The sequence below is a fragment of the Chitinophaga arvensicola genome, assembly GCF_900110835.1.
GTDB classification, from domain to species: Bacteria; Bacteroidota; Bacteroidia; order Chitinophagales; family Chitinophagaceae; genus Chitinophaga; species Chitinophaga arvensicola.
The window spans coordinates 351459-370148 of the sequence record NZ_FOJG01000002.1; the positions used below are offsets into that span (position 1 = coordinate 351459).

General features: G+C 47.1%; 13 protein-coding genes. 5 read left to right on the plus strand and 8 right to left on the minus strand.

Features of this window, described 5'->3' with window-relative positions:
* Nucleotides 1-38 precede the first annotated feature (38 nt).
* On the plus strand, nucleotides 39-2561 hold the full coding sequence (locus tag BMW79_RS18680) for a DUF5686 and carboxypeptidase regulatory-like domain-containing protein (protein ID WP_089897175.1): 2523 nt from the start codon (nucleotides 39-41) through the stop codon (nucleotides 2559-2561).
* Between the two features lie 78 nt (nucleotides 2562-2639).
* On the opposite strand, the gene BMW79_RS34335 is transcribed toward BMW79_RS18680, so the two are convergent.
* Nucleotides 2640-2762, minus strand: coding sequence for a hypothetical protein (locus BMW79_RS34335; protein WP_262487487.1), 123 nt, complete (start codon nucleotides 2760-2762; stop codon nucleotides 2640-2642).
* A gap of 260 nt (nucleotides 2763-3022) precedes the next feature.
* Between BMW79_RS34335 and BMW79_RS18685 the strand changes: the two genes are divergently transcribed.
* Together BMW79_RS18685 and trhO are read left to right on the plus strand one after the other, a co-directional pair.
* Nucleotides 3023-3229: a hypothetical protein gene (locus tag BMW79_RS18685; protein WP_089897176.1), complete on the plus strand. Its 207-nt coding sequence runs from the start codon at nucleotides 3023-3025 to the stop codon at nucleotides 3227-3229.
* Nucleotides 3230-3342: 113 nt separating this feature from the next.
* On the plus strand, nucleotides 3343-4359 hold the full coding sequence (gene trhO / locus BMW79_RS18690; RefSeq protein WP_089897177.1) for an oxygen-dependent tRNA uridine(34) hydroxylase TrhO: 1017 nt from the start codon (nucleotides 3343-3345) through the stop codon (nucleotides 4357-4359).
* A gap of 181 nt (nucleotides 4360-4540) precedes the next feature.
* Here trhO and BMW79_RS18695 read toward each other — a convergent pair whose 3' ends face one another.
* The 7 genes from BMW79_RS18695 to BMW79_RS18725 all read right to left on the minus strand — a co-directional run bounded on the left by BMW79_RS18695 (nucleotide 4541) and on the right by BMW79_RS18725 (nucleotide 15529).
* Nucleotides 4541-7639, minus strand: coding sequence for an efflux RND transporter permease subunit (locus BMW79_RS18695; RefSeq protein ID WP_089897178.1), 3099 nt, complete (start codon nucleotides 7637-7639; stop codon nucleotides 4541-4543).
* Nucleotides 7640-7651: 12 nt separating this feature from the next.
* Entirely contained in the window at nucleotides 7652-8965 is a 1314-nt protein-coding gene (locus BMW79_RS18700; protein ID WP_177192245.1) for a carbohydrate porin, read from the minus strand.
* A gap of 7 nt (nucleotides 8966-8972) precedes the next feature.
* Nucleotides 8973-10064, minus strand: a complete 1092-nt coding sequence (locus BMW79_RS18705) for an efflux RND transporter periplasmic adaptor subunit (protein WP_089897180.1) — start codon at nucleotides 10062-10064, stop codon at nucleotides 8973-8975.
* 4 nt (nucleotides 10065-10068) lie between these two features.
* Nucleotides 10069-11346, minus strand: coding sequence for a TolC family protein (locus BMW79_RS18710; RefSeq protein WP_177192246.1), 1278 nt, complete (start codon nucleotides 11344-11346; stop codon nucleotides 10069-10071).
* 82 nt (nucleotides 11347-11428) lie between these two features.
* Nucleotides 11429-12799: a sensor histidine kinase gene (locus BMW79_RS18715; RefSeq protein WP_089897182.1), complete on the minus strand. Its 1371-nt coding sequence runs from the start codon at nucleotides 12797-12799 to the stop codon at nucleotides 11429-11431.
* 9 nt (nucleotides 12800-12808) lie between these two features.
* Nucleotides 12809-13495, minus strand: coding sequence for a response regulator (locus BMW79_RS18720; protein WP_089897183.1), 687 nt, complete (start codon nucleotides 13493-13495; stop codon nucleotides 12809-12811).
* Nucleotides 13496-13561: 66 nt separating this feature from the next.
* Nucleotides 13562-15529 (minus strand): ABC-F family ATP-binding cassette domain-containing protein, encoded by a 1968-nt coding sequence (locus BMW79_RS18725; RefSeq protein WP_089897184.1) that lies wholly within the window; start codon nucleotides 15527-15529, stop codon nucleotides 13562-13564.
* Nucleotides 15530-15658: 129 nt separating this feature from the next.
* Here BMW79_RS18725 and BMW79_RS18730 point away from each other — a divergent pair, with 129 nt between their 5' ends.
* The gene (locus BMW79_RS18730) at nucleotides 15659-16246 is read left to right on the plus strand and encodes a DUF3347 domain-containing protein (protein WP_177192247.1); all 588 of its coding nucleotides are present in this window, start codon (nucleotides 15659-15661) and stop codon (nucleotides 16244-16246) included.
* Between the two features lie 59 nt (nucleotides 16247-16305).
* Nucleotides 16306-18669 carry a TonB-dependent receptor gene (locus tag BMW79_RS18735; RefSeq protein WP_089897186.1) on the plus strand — a complete coding sequence of 788 codons (2364 nt, stop codon included), beginning with the start codon at nucleotides 16306-16308 and terminating at the stop codon, nucleotides 18667-18669.
* Nucleotides 18670-18690: the final 21 nt, after the last annotated feature.

The window sequence follows — 18690 nt, forward strand, 5'->3', positions numbered from 1 at the left end:
TAGACAAGGTGTAAGCCATTCGCTATTACATTTGGAACATGAAGAACTACCTGTCTGCCCTGTTTTGCATTTTCATTTCCGGTTATTGTCATGCGATCGTGGTTAAAGGCCGCGTCACAGACGATAAAGATCAACCTCTTCCTTTTGCGACTGTCTTCATCAAAGGAACTACTACCGGCACTACTACCAATGCTGCCGGCCAATACCAGCTTGATCTGGCGCCAGGTCAGTATACCGTCGTCTGTCAATATATCGGGTTCAAAAGAACAGAACTTCCTCTTAACGTAAACGCCTCAACGCAGACATTGGATTTCCACCTGCAACCGGTGAACATGCAGATCAAAGAAGTAGTAGTGAAAGCTGGTGGCGAAGATCCCGCTTATGCCATCATCCGGCAGGCCATTAAGAAAAGGCACTTCTACCAGGAACAGGTAAAAGCATATACCTGCATGTCCTATATCAAAGGTACTATCGGGCTAAAGAGCGTACCTAAGAGCTTCATGGGACAGAAGATAGATAAAGCAGAAATGGGAGTGGACAGCGCCGGTAAAGGCATGGTGTTCCTCTCTGAATCTGTTACCAAAATATCTGCCCGCCAACCGGATAAAGTAAAGCTGGAAGTAATTTCCTCCCGCAAAAGTGGCGGTGGCTTTGGTTTAAGCTTTCCGGCTATCATCAGTTTCTATGATAATAATGTGGCAGCCGTTATTACGCAGATGGGACCAAGGGGCTACATTTCTCCGATCGCAGAAAACGCCCTGGCTTATTATAAATATCGCCTGGAAGGAACTTTCGTAGAAGAAGGTCATACCGTTAATAAAATAGCTGTGATTCCCCGCCGCAAACAGGAGCCGCTGTTTTCCGGCTATATCTTTATTACCGACAAGGACTGGCGCATCCACAGCACCGATCTGCTTCTCACCAAGGAGTACCAGCTGGAACTGATGGACACACTGGAGATCCGGCAAACACATGTACCCGTTACGCCGGAAGTATGGCGTGTGAAAGACCAGGTCATGTACATGTCCTTTAATAAATTTGGATTCCGCATGGGCGGCAGCTTTGTAAATGTATATTCAGATTACAACGTGCATCCCGACTTCCCACCAAAATTTTTCGACAACACTTTCCTGAAATACGATTCTGCTTTTGATAAACAGGAACATGCTTATTGGGACAGCGTCCGGCCGGTGCCACTGGAATCCGATGAAGTGAAAGACTACCACGAAAAAGATAGTATCGCCAAAGCAGCAAAGGATTCTGCCTTATCCAGCTATCATCTAGATTCACTGCAACGCAAACAAAAAGGCATCAAGATGATGGATGTCCTCTGGGGCGGGGCCAGGCATAAATATTATTTCCGGAAGGATAGCACCATTCAATATCATTCCCTGGAAGTAAAAGGCTTGTTGAAATCGCTGAAATATAATACCGTGGAAGGGCTGGCGATTGCCATAGAACCGCAGCTGACGATCTACACCGGCGAAGAAAGTAGTTTGCGCATCTCGCCGTTTTTGCGGTATGGTGTAAGTAATACTCACTTCAATGCCTATACGCAAATAGATTTCAGTAACGGCAGCAAAGTGCGTAAGCGCTACGGGCGTAACGACTGGTCACTGGCAGGAGGGAAGCGCGTTTCGCAGTTCAACCAGGACAACCCGATCGATAATATCGCGAATGAATTTTACACCCTGTTCCTGAAGGAGAATTACATGAAGCTATATGAGAACTGGTTTGGTAAACTCCGTTATACGCGGATATTCCAGACCAATGATCAGCTGTCGCTCGGCGTTACCTATGAAAGCCGTAACCCGGTAGAGAATACCACCGACTTTGTTTTCTTTAAGAACGACCGCAAACAGTTTACGCCTAACCATCCGTATGAACTGGCAAACGTACCTTTTGAGAAACACCAGGCATTGGTGCTGGATGTGAACTTTACGTTCCAGCCGGGGCAACAGTTTGTGGAATTGCCGGATAGAAAAATCCCCTTCGGCTCAAAATATCCCACGTTTAAGGTGGGGTATAGCAAGGGTATCCCCAATGTGGCCAATAGTATCGTGGATTTTGACAAGTGGAGTTTCTCCATCCAGGACAATATGAATTTCAAGTTATTGGGCGAGTTCCGCTACCATGTGGGCATTGGCGGTTTTCTGAACGACCGGAATGTACAGATTCCCGATTTCCAGCATTTCAATGGGAACCAGACTTTCTACAACATGAAGTACCTGAACAGCTTCCAGCTGGCGCCTTATTATCAATACAGTACTACGGCTCCGTTTTACACCACCGTGAATGTGGAGCATCATTTCAATGGCTTACTGACCAACAAGATTCCGTTGTTCAACCGCCTGAAGTGGAACCTGGTGGCAGGCGCCAATGCATTTTATGTAAATGGTGATAACAACTATGTAGAAGTGTTCGGGGGGATTGAAAATATTCTGAAGATGATAAGAGTCGATGTGGTGGCAGGTTATCAGAGCAAAGAAGATACCCGGATCGGAGTTCGGGTGGGATTCGGCGGGATTCTCGGTAACATCGTAAAGTTTAAAACTGACTGACAATGATGCCGGGGATTCTGTTATCACTAATGCTTGCCAGATAACAAAATCCCCGTATCTCCCTGTTCACATGTCCGTTTAGAACTTTACGGTTTTCTTCCGGCCTTTGATTTCCTTCTTTTCATCGAAGTAATAAGCCAGTAACCTGTAAATCCAGATTCCAACTACTGCATAAATAAAGTAAGTAATGTAAATACTCATAACATAACATTTTCGGGTTAAACAATATTGCTTCTCAAATCTAATTTTCAAAAAGAGTGCCAATCGGGGTCGTAACTTATCCACAAAGTTATATACAATAATTATCAAATAGTTATAAAAAGATAAATATTTTTTTGGGGTGTTGTGAACCTTTGGTTGAGTTATTTCGTTAGTAAGTTAAGTATATTTTGGACAAGCGCTGTGCACATTTTACTCACACGTTTGTGCCAAAACGGATTGTCATCTTTAACCATTCTGCTATGAGAAAAATAGCCCTTTTCGCACTGCTGGCCGGAATTATTCTCGCCGCTGCGGCCTATATCACGGAAATGAATGACCTGCCAGGTGCAGTGGAATTAAGAACCCCCGGTTTTATCGGTTATATCTTCATTATCAGCGCCATAGCCTGGTTTTCTGTACATGTGCTCTATGAATGGGGAAAGGAAGCAGACCCCTATCACCACTGATATTCCATGAATTTTGCTACCTTTGCGCCTCAAATCAATTGTTCTTTAAAGAGAAAGAGGGTTGATTGAAGTTTTGTTCACAACGCAAGTGTCCTTAAAATTTCAAGCAAACAATGGCATTACACAACAGAGTCTCCGCCGCCGAATTGAAAATACGGCTGGCCAATGAACCGTTTAAACGCGTTACTATTTCGTTCTACCAGTACGCGAAAATCCCCGATCCGCAGTTATTCCGCGATCAATTGTACGAATCGCTTTTCCAACTCAACACTTTTGGCCGTATCTACGTAGCCCACGAAGGTATTAACGCCCAGATCAGCGTGCCCGATCATCACTTTGAGGCATTAAAGCAACAGTTGTACGCCATCGACTTCCTCAATGGCATCCGGTTGAACATTGCCGTAGACGACGACGGCAAATCCTTTTTTGTGCTGAAAGTCAAGGTGCGCGATAAAATTGTGGCCGATGGAATCGAAGATCCCACGTTCGACATGGCTAACCGTGGCCGTTATGTGGATGCAGGTACGTTCAACGAACTGGCCGCCGATCCGGATACCGTAATTGTGGATATGCGCAACCACTACGAATATGAAGTGGGGCATTTTGAAGGCGCCATTGAAGTGCCTTCCGATACCTTCCGCGATCAGCTGCCCATGGCCGTGGATATGCTGGCAGACAAGAAAGACAAGAATATCATTATGTACTGCACCGGTGGTATCCGCTGTGAGAAAGCATCTGCCTATATGCTACACAACGGGTTCAAAAATGTATTCCACCTGGAAGGCGGTATCATTGAATACACCAACAAGGCCCGTCAGCAGGGCTTGCCGATGAAATTCAAAGGCAAAAACTTCGTATTCGACGATCGTCTCGGAGAACGTATCAGCGAAGATATCATCAGTCATTGCCACCAGTGCGGTGAACCCTGCGATACACACACCAACTGCCTCAACGACGGCTGTCACCTGTTGTTTATCCAGTGCGAATCCTGTGCAAAGAAGTATGATGGCTGCTGCAGTGAATCCTGCCAGACTACCCACGCATTACCCGTGGAAGAACAGGCGGAACTGCGTAAGGGCGTAGAAAAAGGGCTGATGTTTAACAAATCCAGAAGGAGAAAAATAGAATAAAAAAATCCGCCCCGCGTTGTTTCTTCTCGGCAGGGCGGAGTAGTTGACCATAAAATTGAATCGGCCGGAGTAATCCGGTCTTTTCTTTTTTATGACCATTCTATCAACCTATATGCGAACTAAACAGGTATACGTGTAACCCTTCACGTTATAAATGCAAGGGCTACACGCCATTATTTGATTACAACTGGTCTTTCTTATTTTTATAAGCCCCGTAGAAAATGATAGGGAACACCAGCAAGGTCAGTACCGTTGCGGTGATCAATCCACCAATAACTACAATGGCCAGTGGCTTCTGTGTTTCAGAACCGATACCGTGGGAAATAGCTGCCGGAATTAACCCGATAGCCGCCATCATGGCGGTCATCACCACCGGCCGGATACGGCTCTGCACTCCCAGCTTGATCGATTCATTCAGGGATAACCGCGCCTCCAGGTTTTTATGGAACACCGAAATCAGGATCACCCCGTTCTGGATACAGATCCCAAACAGTGCGATGAAGCCTACACCCGCAGAGATACCAAAGTTCATATTGGTGACATGCAGCGCGAGGATACCACCTATCAGTGCAAACGGCACGTTCATTAACACCAGTCCCGCATCTTTTACGCTGCCCAGCATAATGAACAATACCATGAAGATGGCAATGATACTGATTGGTACTACCTGTCCCAGTCGCTGGGTAGCACGTACCTGGTTTTCAAATTCACCTGTCCAGCCAATGCTGTAGCCTTTTGGCAACTTCACCACCCGGTTGATTTTCGCCTGTGCTTCTGCAATGGTACTACCTAGGTCACGGTCACGGACAGAGAATTTTACCCCGATAAACCGTTTGTTACTGTCGCGGTAAATGAATGCCGGTCCGGTAATCGTTTTGATCTCTGCAATTTCTTTCAGCGGGACCTTATTATTATTGATGGTAGGTACCATCAGGTTCGCCAGGTCGTCTTCCGTTTTACGGTAGTTTTCATCATAACGGATACGGATATCGAATTTCTTCTCGCCCTCATACAACTGCGTTGCGGTTTTACCACCAATCGCCATTTCAATCACGGCCTGTGCATCGCCGGTGGCTACGCCGTATTGCGCCATCTTGTTGTCGTCGAGATTGATACTCATTTCAGGCTGACCGATATTCCGGATCACGCCCAGATCCTTGATACCCTGCACAGTTTTTAACTGTGCAATCACCTGTTGTGATAAGGCTTCCAGCTTCACCAGGTCATCGCCGAATATCTTCACCCCGTTAGCCGCCTTGAAACCGGCTACTGCTTCAGAAACGTTGTCACTGATAGGCTGGGAAAAGTTCAGAATAATACCCGGGTATTTCTTCAACCGTTGCTCCATCTGTGAAATCAGTTCATCCTGGGAGATCTTGCGTTTCCATTCCTCTTTAGGCGCCAGATCCACCTGGTATTGGATAAAGTAGAAGCCATTGGGATCGGTTCCGTCATTCGAGCGGCCTACCTGCGACAACACCCTTTTTACTTCCGGGAAGCCACCGAGGTCCTGGCGGATATCATGCGCCATCTTGGTGCTTTCGGTAAGCGACATACTCATTGGCAATTCCGTGGTCACCCAGAGGGAGCCTTCATTCAGCTGTGGCAAAAATTCCGTACCCAGGAATTTGGCAGAGATAAAAGTGACTATCATGAAAGCCAGTGCCAGCGTAATGCTCAGGCGCTTGTTACGATAAGTCCAGCCAAACCCGCGCATCACAATGCGGTCAAAGAAATTCACCAGCGGGTTATTCTTCTCTTTTACATTTTTATTCAGGAGAAGGGAACAGAGTACGGGCACCAGTGTTAAAGTAAACAACAGGGCGCCGAGTAATGCAAATCCCAGCGTCCAGGCCAGTGGCGAGAACATTTTACCTTCTACTTTCTGGAAAGAGAAGATAGGTATAAGGGAGATGATAATAATAAGTTTCGAAAAGAAGATAGCCTTTGCCAGCTCTCCGCCGGTTTGCTTGATCCAGCCGAGCTTGGCCATCTTGTTAAACCGCTCCATGCCATACTTATGGGCCTTGTGATCGAGCATCACGAAGATACCTTCCACCATTACTACGGCGCCGTCTATGATGATACCGAAGTCAATCGCCCCCATCGACAACAGGTTGGCGCTCATTCCTTTCATGCGTAAGCACATAAAGGCGAAGAGCAGGGCCAGCGGAATAATAATGGATACGATCACGGTAGTACGCCAGTCGGCCATGAAGAGGAACACAATCACCGTTACAAAGATGATACCTTCTGCCAGGTTGTGCATCACCGTATGGGTACAGAACTCCATCAGGTTATCACGGTCATAGAAGGTTTCCATTTTGATATCGTCCGGCAGAATGGTTTCGTTCAGTTCCTTTAGTTTTTCTTTCAGACGGGCCAGTACTTCTGTGGGGTTCTCGCCTTTACGCATCACCACAATTCCTTCCACCAGGTCGTCGTTGGCTCCGATGCCCACCTGGCCCACGCGGGGGGCAGAGGCTTCGTGCACATTCGCCAGATCCTTTACCAGGAGCGGCACACCGTTAATATTTTGTATGATGATGTTATTGATATCCTGTATGCTGTTGAGCAAACCTATACCACGTACCACATAGGCCTGTCCGTTTTTCTCAATTACATCACCACCTACGTTCACATTACTTTTGGTAACGGCCTGGTATAATTCCAGGGGCGTAATATCGTATTTAGCAAGTCTTACCGGATCTGCAGAGATCTCATAGATCTTTTCCTGTCCGCCGAATGCCACAACGTCTGCTACGCCGGGTACACTGCGGATCTGCCGGTCAATCACCCAGTTCTGCCACGTAAGCAGGTCGCGGGAATCGCGCTTGGCACTTTTCAGGTAGTAACGGAATATCTCGCCGGTAGGGCCGTAGGGTGGCTGTACTTCGGGTTCTGCACCTTCCGGCAGCCCCAGGTTCTGTAGCATATTATTTACCTGTTGCCGGGCGAAGAAGTCTTCCACATCATCGTCGAACATGATCTTTACTACAGACAAACCGAACATGGTAACGGAACGCACGCTGGTTTTTTTCTGTACCGCATTCATAGATACTTCTATGGGCAGCGTTACAAAACGTTCTACTTCCTGTGCACTGCGGCCGTTCCATTTGGTTACAATCACGATCTGCGTGTTGGTAACATCCGGGAAAGCTTCAATGGGCGTATGTAAAAAGGAAAATACGCCGGCTGCGATCAGGGTCGCCACGCTGATGAAAACAAACAGTTTGTTTCTCAGCGAAAAAGCTACAATATTTCTGATGAATTTATTCATAACTCCTGTTCTTTAGAATGCCACTCTGGTCCTTAATCCGATGATGTTGACCGGTCCGCGGTCCCTGTTATAGGCAGGATGCAGCACAAACTGGTAATCAGGGCTTAAAGCAATATGTAGCCTGGTAATGTTACATTGATAGAAAACTTCGGCAATCATTTCTGGTGCGTAGCTGAGCTGACCGTCGCCGACCATAAAGCCGGTGCCGCCGGCCTCAAGGTAGTGCCGGTGATCTGCGGATAAACCGTTTACCACCATGGCTACACCGGCATTATCCTGCGCGCGGTGCCAGCCCTGGCCGTTTTGCAGCCATCCGGCGCTGATGGAGCGATCGATTTCCGTATAGGCCCAGGTTTCATTATGACCATCATTCCATGATGCCTTCAGGAAAGCACCGCCGCTATTGGTCAGCTCCTGGTCTATGTTAATGCCAAATCCGTATTTGGTACGGCCATCTTTCCGCACGGCAGTGATGTCTGGTGTATCTGTAGCGGCTTTCAACGCTTCGTTATAGTTACCCATGGGAGCCTGGTTGATAAAAGCCATTACCCGTACATTCCCTTCATGCTGATGGAGTGTATGTGTGTGCGTTACTTCCAGCACTTCTCCGTTGGATCTGCTATATTGGTAGTTCAGCTTAGGACCATTGGCCACCGTAGGTTCCAGGGATGTTGCTGCCTGTACCTGCCAGTTGTCTTTTCGGTATTGAACCGTCAGGGCCATGGTATATCCACGCACATCTGCGGGATAGTCCCATGCGGCATTGCTCATTAGCGACCAGTTCATAAACTGGGTGCGCGGATCGTGGCTGTAAGTGTTCTGGTCAAAGAAATCTGCCAGACAATATTTACCACCTATGAAACGCAGGTAATGAGTAGGCGTGGTGCCGCCCACATTATTCAGGTCATCTGCATCCACTTCGCTGTGGGTAGTTAACGGTAAGGTATACACGCCGTAGGCACGGGCGAGGTAAATTTTGGGTTTGGGATCGCCCACCCGGAAAGTTTCTCCATTGGGGAAACCCGCAATGCCGGTGGCATGGCTGAGACCTTCACCACCGGCGAGTTCCGGATTTACATATACTTCAAGGTTCTTCCACGGACGGATACCGGCATAAATGGTACTGGTGATGGAAGTCGCCCCTTTTTCATGGGTACGGAAACTGTTGGCGCCCGAATACTTCGCGGAGAAGTCCGGATGCCATTGCGTTACCAGGGTTTGCTGGAAATGGAGCGTATAGGGGATAATGCTATCCACCTTTTTGTCCTGTGCCAGCAGGCGGCCACCGCTTAACGCCAGTATTCCTATGGAGAATAATTGCTTCATCGCCCGCTTAATCTTTAAGTGCATCGTAGATGAGCAACTGATTTTTGGAGATTACTTTTTCATCTGCCGTTAAACCGGAAGAGAGATAGGTAATGTCGCCCGATGTTTTGGCTACTTCTACCTGGCGTACTGCGATATTGAATTTGTCTTTAAATACCAGCACATAATTCTTACTGTTATCAAAGATGACGGCGGCAGAAGGCACCGCTATTTTCTGATCGTTATCAGTGTATTTTACATATACTGTCGCGAACATTTCCGGTTTCAGCAGCATATTCTTGTTATCAATGCTGATGCGCACCTGCATGGTTTTGGTAGCCGGGTCCAGGAAGTTATAAATCTTATCGATCTTGCCGTGGAAGGGCTGATCAGGGTAACTCACTGTTACAATATCTGCGGCGTAGCCCTCTTTGATACGGGCAATATCTGTTTCAAAAACATTGGCCATCACCCACACATCATCCAGTTCGGAGATAGTAAAGATATTGGCGCTGTTATCGGAACGGATCTCCATGTTATTGTTGATGTTCTTCTCTATAATATAACCGGAAATAGGCGCAGTAACCAGGTAGGTGGCGCCTTTACCTTTGCGGTAAATTTTAAAGAGGTCATTGAGACGGGTAATTTCTGCATCTGATTTCTGCACTTCGCCTTTGGCATTCACTACATCCTTCTCTGTGCTCAGGCGGCTGTCGTACAGGTCCTGTGCTACTTTGAGATTCTTATCTGCTACATTACGGTCAGATTTGGCCTGTGCCAGTTGTTTTTCATAATCGGCAATCTCGGCACTATGAATCACCGCCAGTACCTGACCCTTCTGTACATAGTCGCCCAATTGCACTTTAATATCTTCCACATAGCCACTCACCAGGGGGTATACTTTTAATACCTTACCACCATTGGGGGTTACTTTACCGGAAAGGCGTACTTCATTTACCACCGGTTCCAGATGAGCGGTATCAATTCTGATGTTCTTCATCATGGTATCGCTGAGAACAAAGGTGGTCTTCTCTGAATCTTCTGCCTGGCTGTGTTTGCAACCACTCCACAGAATAGCTGCCAGCAGCGAAAAGCCGATAATAAGAATAGGCTGTTTCATGTGCTTAGTTTTTAAATAGTTCTTGTCCTGTTGCATAGTTGAGTTCTTCATACGCATTTACCCGGTTGGATAAAAACTTGTTGATATTTTTTGCGTTATCGCTGTAACTGTTGAAGTAGTCGATAAATTGAAGCAGCGAGATATTGCCTTTACTGAAGTTCTTGGCTACTTCATCAATCAGGGTATCAAATTCGCCCTGGAACTGATGAAGGTCGAATCCCTTGTAACGCTTTTCCAGTGCGAGAATGCGCTGATACGCATTTAACACTTCCGATTGCGCGATAGACTGCTGTTGCAATAACTGCTGTTGTTCCGATCCGATTTGCAGCTGTGCAGCCTTGATATTGCCCTGATTACGGTTCCAGGTAGGCAGGTCAATGCCGAGCGTCAATCCCACGAAATTCGGGATGTAGCTGCCCTGTTTATCGTATGTGGCGCCTACATGCAGGTCTGGTACCGCGAGTGATTTTTGCAGCCGGTAGTTCAGTTGGGCTGTCTGGTACTGCATATCGGCAATCCTTACATCCGGTCTGTTCTTTGTGACGCTGTCGAGTAATTCCGGCAGCTGGATTTTGTCCAGGTTATATGAAGCCAGATCTGCAGGTTGCAGCCTGGCCTCATAAAAGTCCCTGGTATGTAACAGTTGCTGTAGGTTCTTTTGTGATTCCAATTCCTGTTGTTTCAGATCGGCGTAATCATTTTCGATGCCCACCTGTAACGCCTGCAGTCTTACCAGGTCTGCATGTGCCACGCTTCCTTTTTTATCTGCGGTGACATAAGCATCTACAATCTGTTGCAGATTGCCCAGTTGTTCTTTTAATACTGTTTCCGTTTGTTGCTGGTAATAGATATTGTAGAAATTCTCGCGCAGCTGTAAGCGGAGCGTGCGTAAGAGTTCATCGAAATTAGCTTCACTCATTTTCGCCGCTGTGGCAGCCAGTTGTATCGTTTTGTTCCGTTTGCCGGCCAGTTGTATCAGCTGATCGATGGTGTATTGTGTTTCACCACCGGCGCCTACTGCAAAAGGTTTGAATTTATCCGTGCTGCCAAATCCCAATACGGTGCTAAAGTTAGGATTGCTCCACATCTTCGCCTGTCGTATCAGTGCTTTGGAAGCATCTACCTGGTAACGTTGCGCCAGTAATAAGTAATTTTTTGCAAGGAAGGAATCTTCAACTGCCTGTAGGGTCACCTGTTGAGAGGTAATTTGTGCCTGTGTGTGTTGAATATAGCCCAGGCAGGAAACGCATGCTGTTAGGAACAGCATCCTGATAGTTCGCATAATGCCAGATTTCATGACACAAAACTCCTAAAGCAGAATTAAAGGCACCTTTAACCCGCATTAAAATGACCTTAAAATAAGATTAGATATGAGGCAGGATCACCGTGAAAGTGGTGCCTTCGGCAGGAGTGGAGGTAACAGTAATATGCCCGTTATGAATTTGTACAATCTTTTTACAGATAGACAAACCAAGGCCATGGCCACGGATTTGCAGCGCATTTTGTCCGCGATAGAAAGGTTCGAAAATTTTATTGATTTCGTCTGCAGGTATACCAATGCCGGTGTCTTTGATCTGCACCATAATATACTTCGTGAAGAAATCAATGGATACCTGCGCGGTATTATTTTCTGAAAATTTACACGCGTTATCGATCAGGTTCAGGAAAAGCACTTTTAATAAATTCTCATTTCCATAGCAGGTGACAAGGGAATCGTTGTCGGGAACCTTGATGAATTGAATTTCTACTTTACTCGCTGTTTTTTGTTTGAGACGGATCAACGTAGTCATCTCCATCAATAGCTCATCTATCCGCACATTGCCCAATACAAACTCCTCCTGCCGCATTTCTGACTGTGCCAGCTGCAGCAGTCCATTGGAAAGGTCGGAGAGATTTTCGGCGTCTTCCAGTACGGAGGTGAGTAACGCGAGGTATTCTTCTTTACTGCGGTCTTTTGATAACGTTACCTGCAATTGGCTGATAATAGCTGCCAGGGGCGTGCGCAGCTCATGGGAAGCATTGCTGACAAAGCTTTTCTGCAAATGAAAAGACTCGCTCAGGCGTTGCAGCATGGTATTAAAATTGGCGCCCAGCTTGGCAATTTCATCTTTGCCTTTCACCGCCACCTGCGTGTTCTCCATGTTGTTGGCATTGATACTGTCTACCTGTTGTACCAGCTGGTCAATAGGCTGTACCATTTTACGGGCAAAGAAGTAACCAACACCCACGAGTACCACCACGGCGGTAATCAGCTCCAGGAGCAGGATCTGGCTGAGGTTTTGCAGATTCTGAAAACCATATTTATCAAAGGAAGAAACAATCACGATGACGGAAACATCTCCCTCTGTATAGTATACGCCCACTACTTCGCCACTGCCTTTATCATAGCTATACAGCTTGTTTTCCTTGATAAAGTTCAGCAGACTGGGATGCGTACGGATGGTCGTATCTTTCAGGTTGCTGTATAAGAGGTCGTAGTCGGGGTTGTATACCAGGATCGTTTCTTTATAGAGGTCCTGGAAGGTAGTTCTGTCCAGTTTTCTCAAAAGGTCAACCTTTACGTTTCCATCTTCAATAATCACATTGGCAATCGAACGGGCCCGGTATTCCAGTCTTTCCAGGTATTCTGCCTTTCTTGATTTGGCGGAGAAATAGTAGGCCAGCACGGCAAATGCAACAAGCATCAGCGTAGCCGACAGGGTATAATAAAGCGCTATTTTATATTTGATCTTCAACCGGGGGCGTTATTCTTCTGAAAGATAATATCCCATACCTGTTTTGGTGTGCAGTAATTTCTGTTCGAAATCCTTGTCTATTTTTTTACGGAGGAAGTTCATGTATACTTCGATCACGTTGGTACCGGTATCAAAGTCGATGTCCCATACCTTTTCGGCGATGGTGAGTTTGGAAATCACTTTTCCTTTGTGCATGGCCAGGAACTCCAGCAGCTGGTATTCTTTGGCGGTAAGAGCAATTTTTTTGCCGCCCCGGGTCACGTCTTTTTTCTCGCGGTCTATTTCCAGGTCGGCGATGCTGATTTTGTATTGTGTGCCATGAGTGGCGTCCGAACCGGCTCTTTTGAGGAATACACGGATACGGGCCAGCAGTTCCCGGAAGTCGAATGGTTTTACAAGGTAATCATCGGCGCCAAGTTCAAAAGCCTGCATTTTATCTTCCATACCACCGAGGGCGGTCAGCATGATTACGGGTACCCGGTTGTTTTTGTGACGGATTACTTCACAGAGTTCATACCCGTTGTGGTGGGGGAGGTTGAGGTCCAGGATCACCAGGTCGTAGTTGTTGCTGGTAGCCAGTCCTTTGCCGATGCGCCCGTCGTAGGCCACATCTACATCAAAACCGTTTTCTTCCAGTCCTTTCTTAACGGCATTGGCTACTTTTACCTCGTCTTCAACTACCAGTATTTTTTGCATACGCAGAAAGGGTTTTAAGTGTTGTTATCCAGGCATCCCGCAAAAGATACCTGGATAACAAAGTAACTAGCTGATAAGGTTCGCTTCCAGCTGCATTATTTTTTCAAATAGCTGCTCATATTGCTGATTGGCCCTGTCCAGGTATTTCTGAACATCCTGGTACTCGCTTTCCACCTGGGCAAATTTAGCTTTATCGTTATAGATGTCAGGTGAACCCAAGCTGGCTTCCAGACCGGCTTTGCGTTCCTTCAGGCTGGCCACCTGGCCTTCTACCTGTGAAAACTGCTTTTGCTGTTTCTGTAATTCGCGTTGTATATCTTTATTGATAGCGCCTTTACCTGCGTCCTGGGTGGGAGCGGCATTCTGCTGGCGGCTATCTTTTTTCGTATCTGCGTTATTGTTAGTGGCTTTGGAAGATGCCGGCTGCTGTTGGGCGGCCATTCTCTTTTTCCATTCTTCGTATTCGTTATAGGTGCCTTTGAATTCCTTGATTTCGCCGTCTACGATTTCCCAGATCTTGTTGGCGGTCTGGCTCACGAAGTAACGGTCGTGCGATACCAGCACCAGGCTGCCATCGTATTTGTTCAGGGCATCAATGAGCATCTGCACGGAGTTCATGTCCAGGTGGTTCGTGGGCTCATCCAGCATCAGGAAGTTGGCCTGGCTGATAATGGTTTTGGCCAGCGCCACACGCGCCTTTTCACCTCCGGAGAGGATCTTGATCTTTTTAAATACATCGTCGCCGGTGAACAGGAAGCAGCCCAGTAACTGGCGTAATTCCAGTTCGGTACGGCCGCTGCCAAAGTTTTTCAGCTCGTCGAGTATTTCGCTGTTCATATCCAGTGATTCCAGCTGGTGCTGTGCGTAGAAGCTGGTCACCACATTATGACCGGGTACACGCTCACCTTCCATAGGTTCCATCCCGAAAATAATACGGAGTAAGGTAGATTTACCCTTACCGTTGGCTCCGATCAGGGCTATTTTATCACCCCGGTTGATTTCAGCACTGGTACCTTTCAGGATTTCAATGTTGCCAAAGCTTTTGCTGATGTTATTCAGCGTACATAAGATCTTCCCCGGCGTTTTATCTACCGTAAAGTTGATCCTGATTTTAGAAGGACCGCTATCGGTTTGTTCCACACGCTCCAGTTTATCCAGTCTTTTGGCAATACTCTGTGCCTGTGCGGCTTTGGAAGCCTTCGCCTTAAAGCGTTCGATAAAACGTTCCTGCTGGCGGATATAATCCTGCTGGTTTTCGTAAGCACGTTGCTGCATTTCGCGGCGCAGTTCCTTTTCCACTTCATAATCGGCATAAGAGCCGGCGTAGTGGTGCAGTTGCTGCTGGTATACTTCTACGATCTTGTTTACCATGCGGTCGAGAAAGAAACGGTCATGCGATACAATGATCACAGCGCCGTTATACCCCACCAGGTATCTTTCCAGCCATTCGATGGAGGGAAGATCCAGGTGGTTCGTCGGTTCATCGAGCATCAGTACGTCCGGTTGCTGCAGAATGAGACGTGCGAGGAGCACGCGCATCCGCCAACCTCCGGAAAACTGGCTATAGGGACGGTCCAGGTCGGAAGTGGTAAAACCCAAACCCTCCAGTACCTGTGCGGTCTTATGTTTCATGTTGTAGCCATCGAGGGCTTCAAATTCATGCAGTTTATCGCTGAACTCATGTAACAATTCGTCTGTCTGGCTGTCTTCCAGCTCCTTGGTAATCCTTTCGATGTCTTTCTCCAGCTCCAGCGCTTTACCAAAGGCCATCATGCCAACAGTGAGAATAGATTCATCGGTTTCAAAGCTGAGCAGGTCCTGGTTAAAGAATCCTATGGTCAGACTTTTACTTTTATTAACACTTCCTTTGGAAATTGAATACTCCCCATTGATAATGCGCAACAGGGTTGACTTGCCGGTACCATTCAACCCGATCAGACCAACGCGGTCGCCCGGTTCTATATGCCACGAGGAATCTTCCAGGATAACCCTGGATCCAAACTCAAACGTAATGTCCTGTAATGCGATCAACATAAAAAATAAAAAAATTGGATAAAAAACGTGCAAAGTTAACGAAAAATGCGGACTTTAACCTACTCAAATTCAACCTGCCAAAGTTGGAATCCCATCATTTTATTTAGTTTTGTTGCAAAGTGTAAGATTATGAATTTTAAAGTATGCGTTCCCGTTGGGTTACTGGCGCTCAGTGCAGCCCTGTTTGCCTGCCAGCAGCCGGCGCCAAAGGAAACAAAGGAAGCCGCCAGCCCTTCTGCCGCATTGCAGGCGCCATACAGCCAGGTATTTTATGATTCACTGGGAACGGCGCTGCAGTCGTATTACCGGCTTTCCGATGCCCTCGTACAGGCCGACAGCAACGCTGCGAATGCCGCCGCCGTGACATTGAAGGCACATGTCGACAGTCTTCCGCTGAACCTCCTCCAGATGGACAGCAGCCATCTTTCCAATATTACCGGCATCACCGGCAGTGTAAGCGCCGAATTAACCGGCCTCACCGGCGAAGCTGGCCTGGAAGGCAAAAGAGCTTCTTTCCAGATGGTATCGGATATGTTGTTTGATCTTGTAAAGAATACCGGCTTGAAAGGACATACTATTTATCATCAATATTGCCCCATGGCCTTTGATGATAAAGGCGCCTACTGGCTCAGCGACAAAGCAGCGATACAGAATCCTTACTTCGGTCATAAGATGCTTACCTGTGGCGAAACAACCGATAGCCTGACGTATAAATAAATAATTGATCGTTGGATCATAAGCAGTAAATCGTAAATTACTCCTGCTTTTCGCCGCTTATGATCCAACAATTCGGTCCCTTTTTACTGCTCCTTGTATGGCTATGTACCTCTAAGGAGGCCATGGGGCAGCAATTCACCGTCAGCGGTTTCATCAAAGACAGCACCAATGGAGAGTCTCTTCCCGGCGCTACCGTGCAGGTACTGCATTCCACCAATGGTGTTCATACCAATACATACGGCTTCTATTCCATTACATTACCTGCCGGTAATTACATTTTACTATACTCGTTTCTTGGCTTTGAATCCAAAGCGGTGGCGCTTTCCCTGAATAGCAATGTCACGCAGCATCTGCAGTTGTATCCCCGTTCCTACCAGGCCCGGGAGGTGGTGATCACCGATAAGAGGAAAGATGCCAATGTAAAAAACACCGATATGGGCAGGGCGGAACTGACCGCCCTGCAGGTAAAGAAAATTCCCGCCCTGATGGGAGAAGTGGATGTGCTCAAAGCCCTGCAGCTGATGCCTGGTGTGCAGGCCGCAGGAGAGGGGAATGCCGGGTTTTATGTACGTGGCGGCGGTCCGGATCAGAATTTGATCCTGCTGGATGAAGCCCCTGTTTATAATACCGGCCATCTGTTTGGTTTCTTTTCTGTTTTTAATGCAGACGCCATCCGTAACACCACACTGATCAAAGGCGGTATGCCAGCCAATTACGGCGGACGGCTTTCTTCGGTGGTGGATATTTCCATGAAAGAAGGGAATAATAAAACCTTTCAGGGAGAAGGCGGGCTCGGTCTGATCGCATCCCGGCTCTCCTTCCAGGGCCCTATCAAAAAAGACAAAGCCTCTTTTATTGTAAGCGGCAGACGCACGTATATTGATCTCATCACAAAGCCTGTTATCAATAACACTTCGTATAAGGGTTCAGGTTATTACTTCTATGACCTGAATGTGAAAATGAATTATACCTTTTCCGATAAAGACCGTATCTACCTGAGTGGCTATCTCGGGAAAGACGTTTTTTCCTTTAGAAACAAAGACCGCACGTTTGATGTGAAAATTCCCTGGGGTAATACCACCGCTACTTTGCGCTGGAATCATGTGTTTAACCAGAAGTTATTTGCCAATACTTCCCTGATTTATAATGACTATAAATTTAAATTCAGCGCGATACAAAATAACTTTGATATCGGTTTATCTTCCGGTATCAGCGACGTAAATCTGAAAACGGATTTCGATTATTATCCGCATGTGAAACATCATATCCGCTTCGGTGGAAACTACATCCGTCATACGTTTACACCTTCTACCGTAAGTGGGCAGCAGGACTCAACCCGGTTTAACCCGGAGAATGCGTTTAAGAAATATGCCCATGAAGCAGCCCTGTACCTGATGGACGACTGGGAAATATCACCACGGCTGCAACTGAATGCAGGCGTGCGTTACAGCGGTTTTATGCAGATAGGTCCTTATACCCGCTATAACCGGGATGCTACAGGAAACAAAACAGACAGCACAGTTTATGGGCGTGGCCAGCCAGTAAAAACCTATGGTGGCATTGAGCCACGGATTATCCTGCGCTGGTCCTGGAACGATTTCAGCTCCATCAAGGCTTCTGTAACCCGCAACTACCAGTTCATTCACCTGGTCTCGAATGCCGGTACCAGTTTACCTACCGATGTATGGGTGCCCAGCACCTACCTGGTGCAGCCACAGATTGCCTGGCAGTACTCCGCCGGCTATTTCCGCAATTTCAGCAACAATGCCTATGAGGCATCTGCGGAAGTATATTACAAAAGCTTACAACACCAGATTGAATACCGGGAAGGTTACACGCCTTCACTCGATGATCCGGAAAAGGATTTTGTATTTGGAAGGGGCGAGGCATACGGGATGGAATTGTTTGTCAATAAAAAGAAAGGCCGCTTTACCGGATGGCTGGGTTATACGTTGGCATGGACCTGGCGCAGATTCCCTGACCTGAACAATGGCAACCGCTATCCAGCCAAATACGACCGCCGTCATGATCTGGCCCTGGTGGGGTCATATGATCTCAACAAACGCTGGACATTCTCCGGCGTATTTATCTATGGCACAGGTAATACCACCACTTTGCCTGAAACGTTTTATTTTATAGAAGGTACGCTGGTGCAGGGATACGGCAACATCAATGCCTACCGGATGGCGCCCTACCACCGGCTGGATCTCGCGGCTATCTATACGCCGGTGCCTAAAAGGCCCAATAAGCGTGTAAAGGGTAGCTGGACATTCTCTGTTTATAATGTGTATAGCAGGAAGAATCCCTATTTCATTTACTTTGATCAGGAGGGGAGTGCGGTGAACGGGACGTTGAAAGTCAGTGCGAAGCAAGTATCGTTATTTCCGGTGTTACCGTCAGTGACGTATAACTTTAAGTTCTGAAAAATTGAGGTGGACAAACGA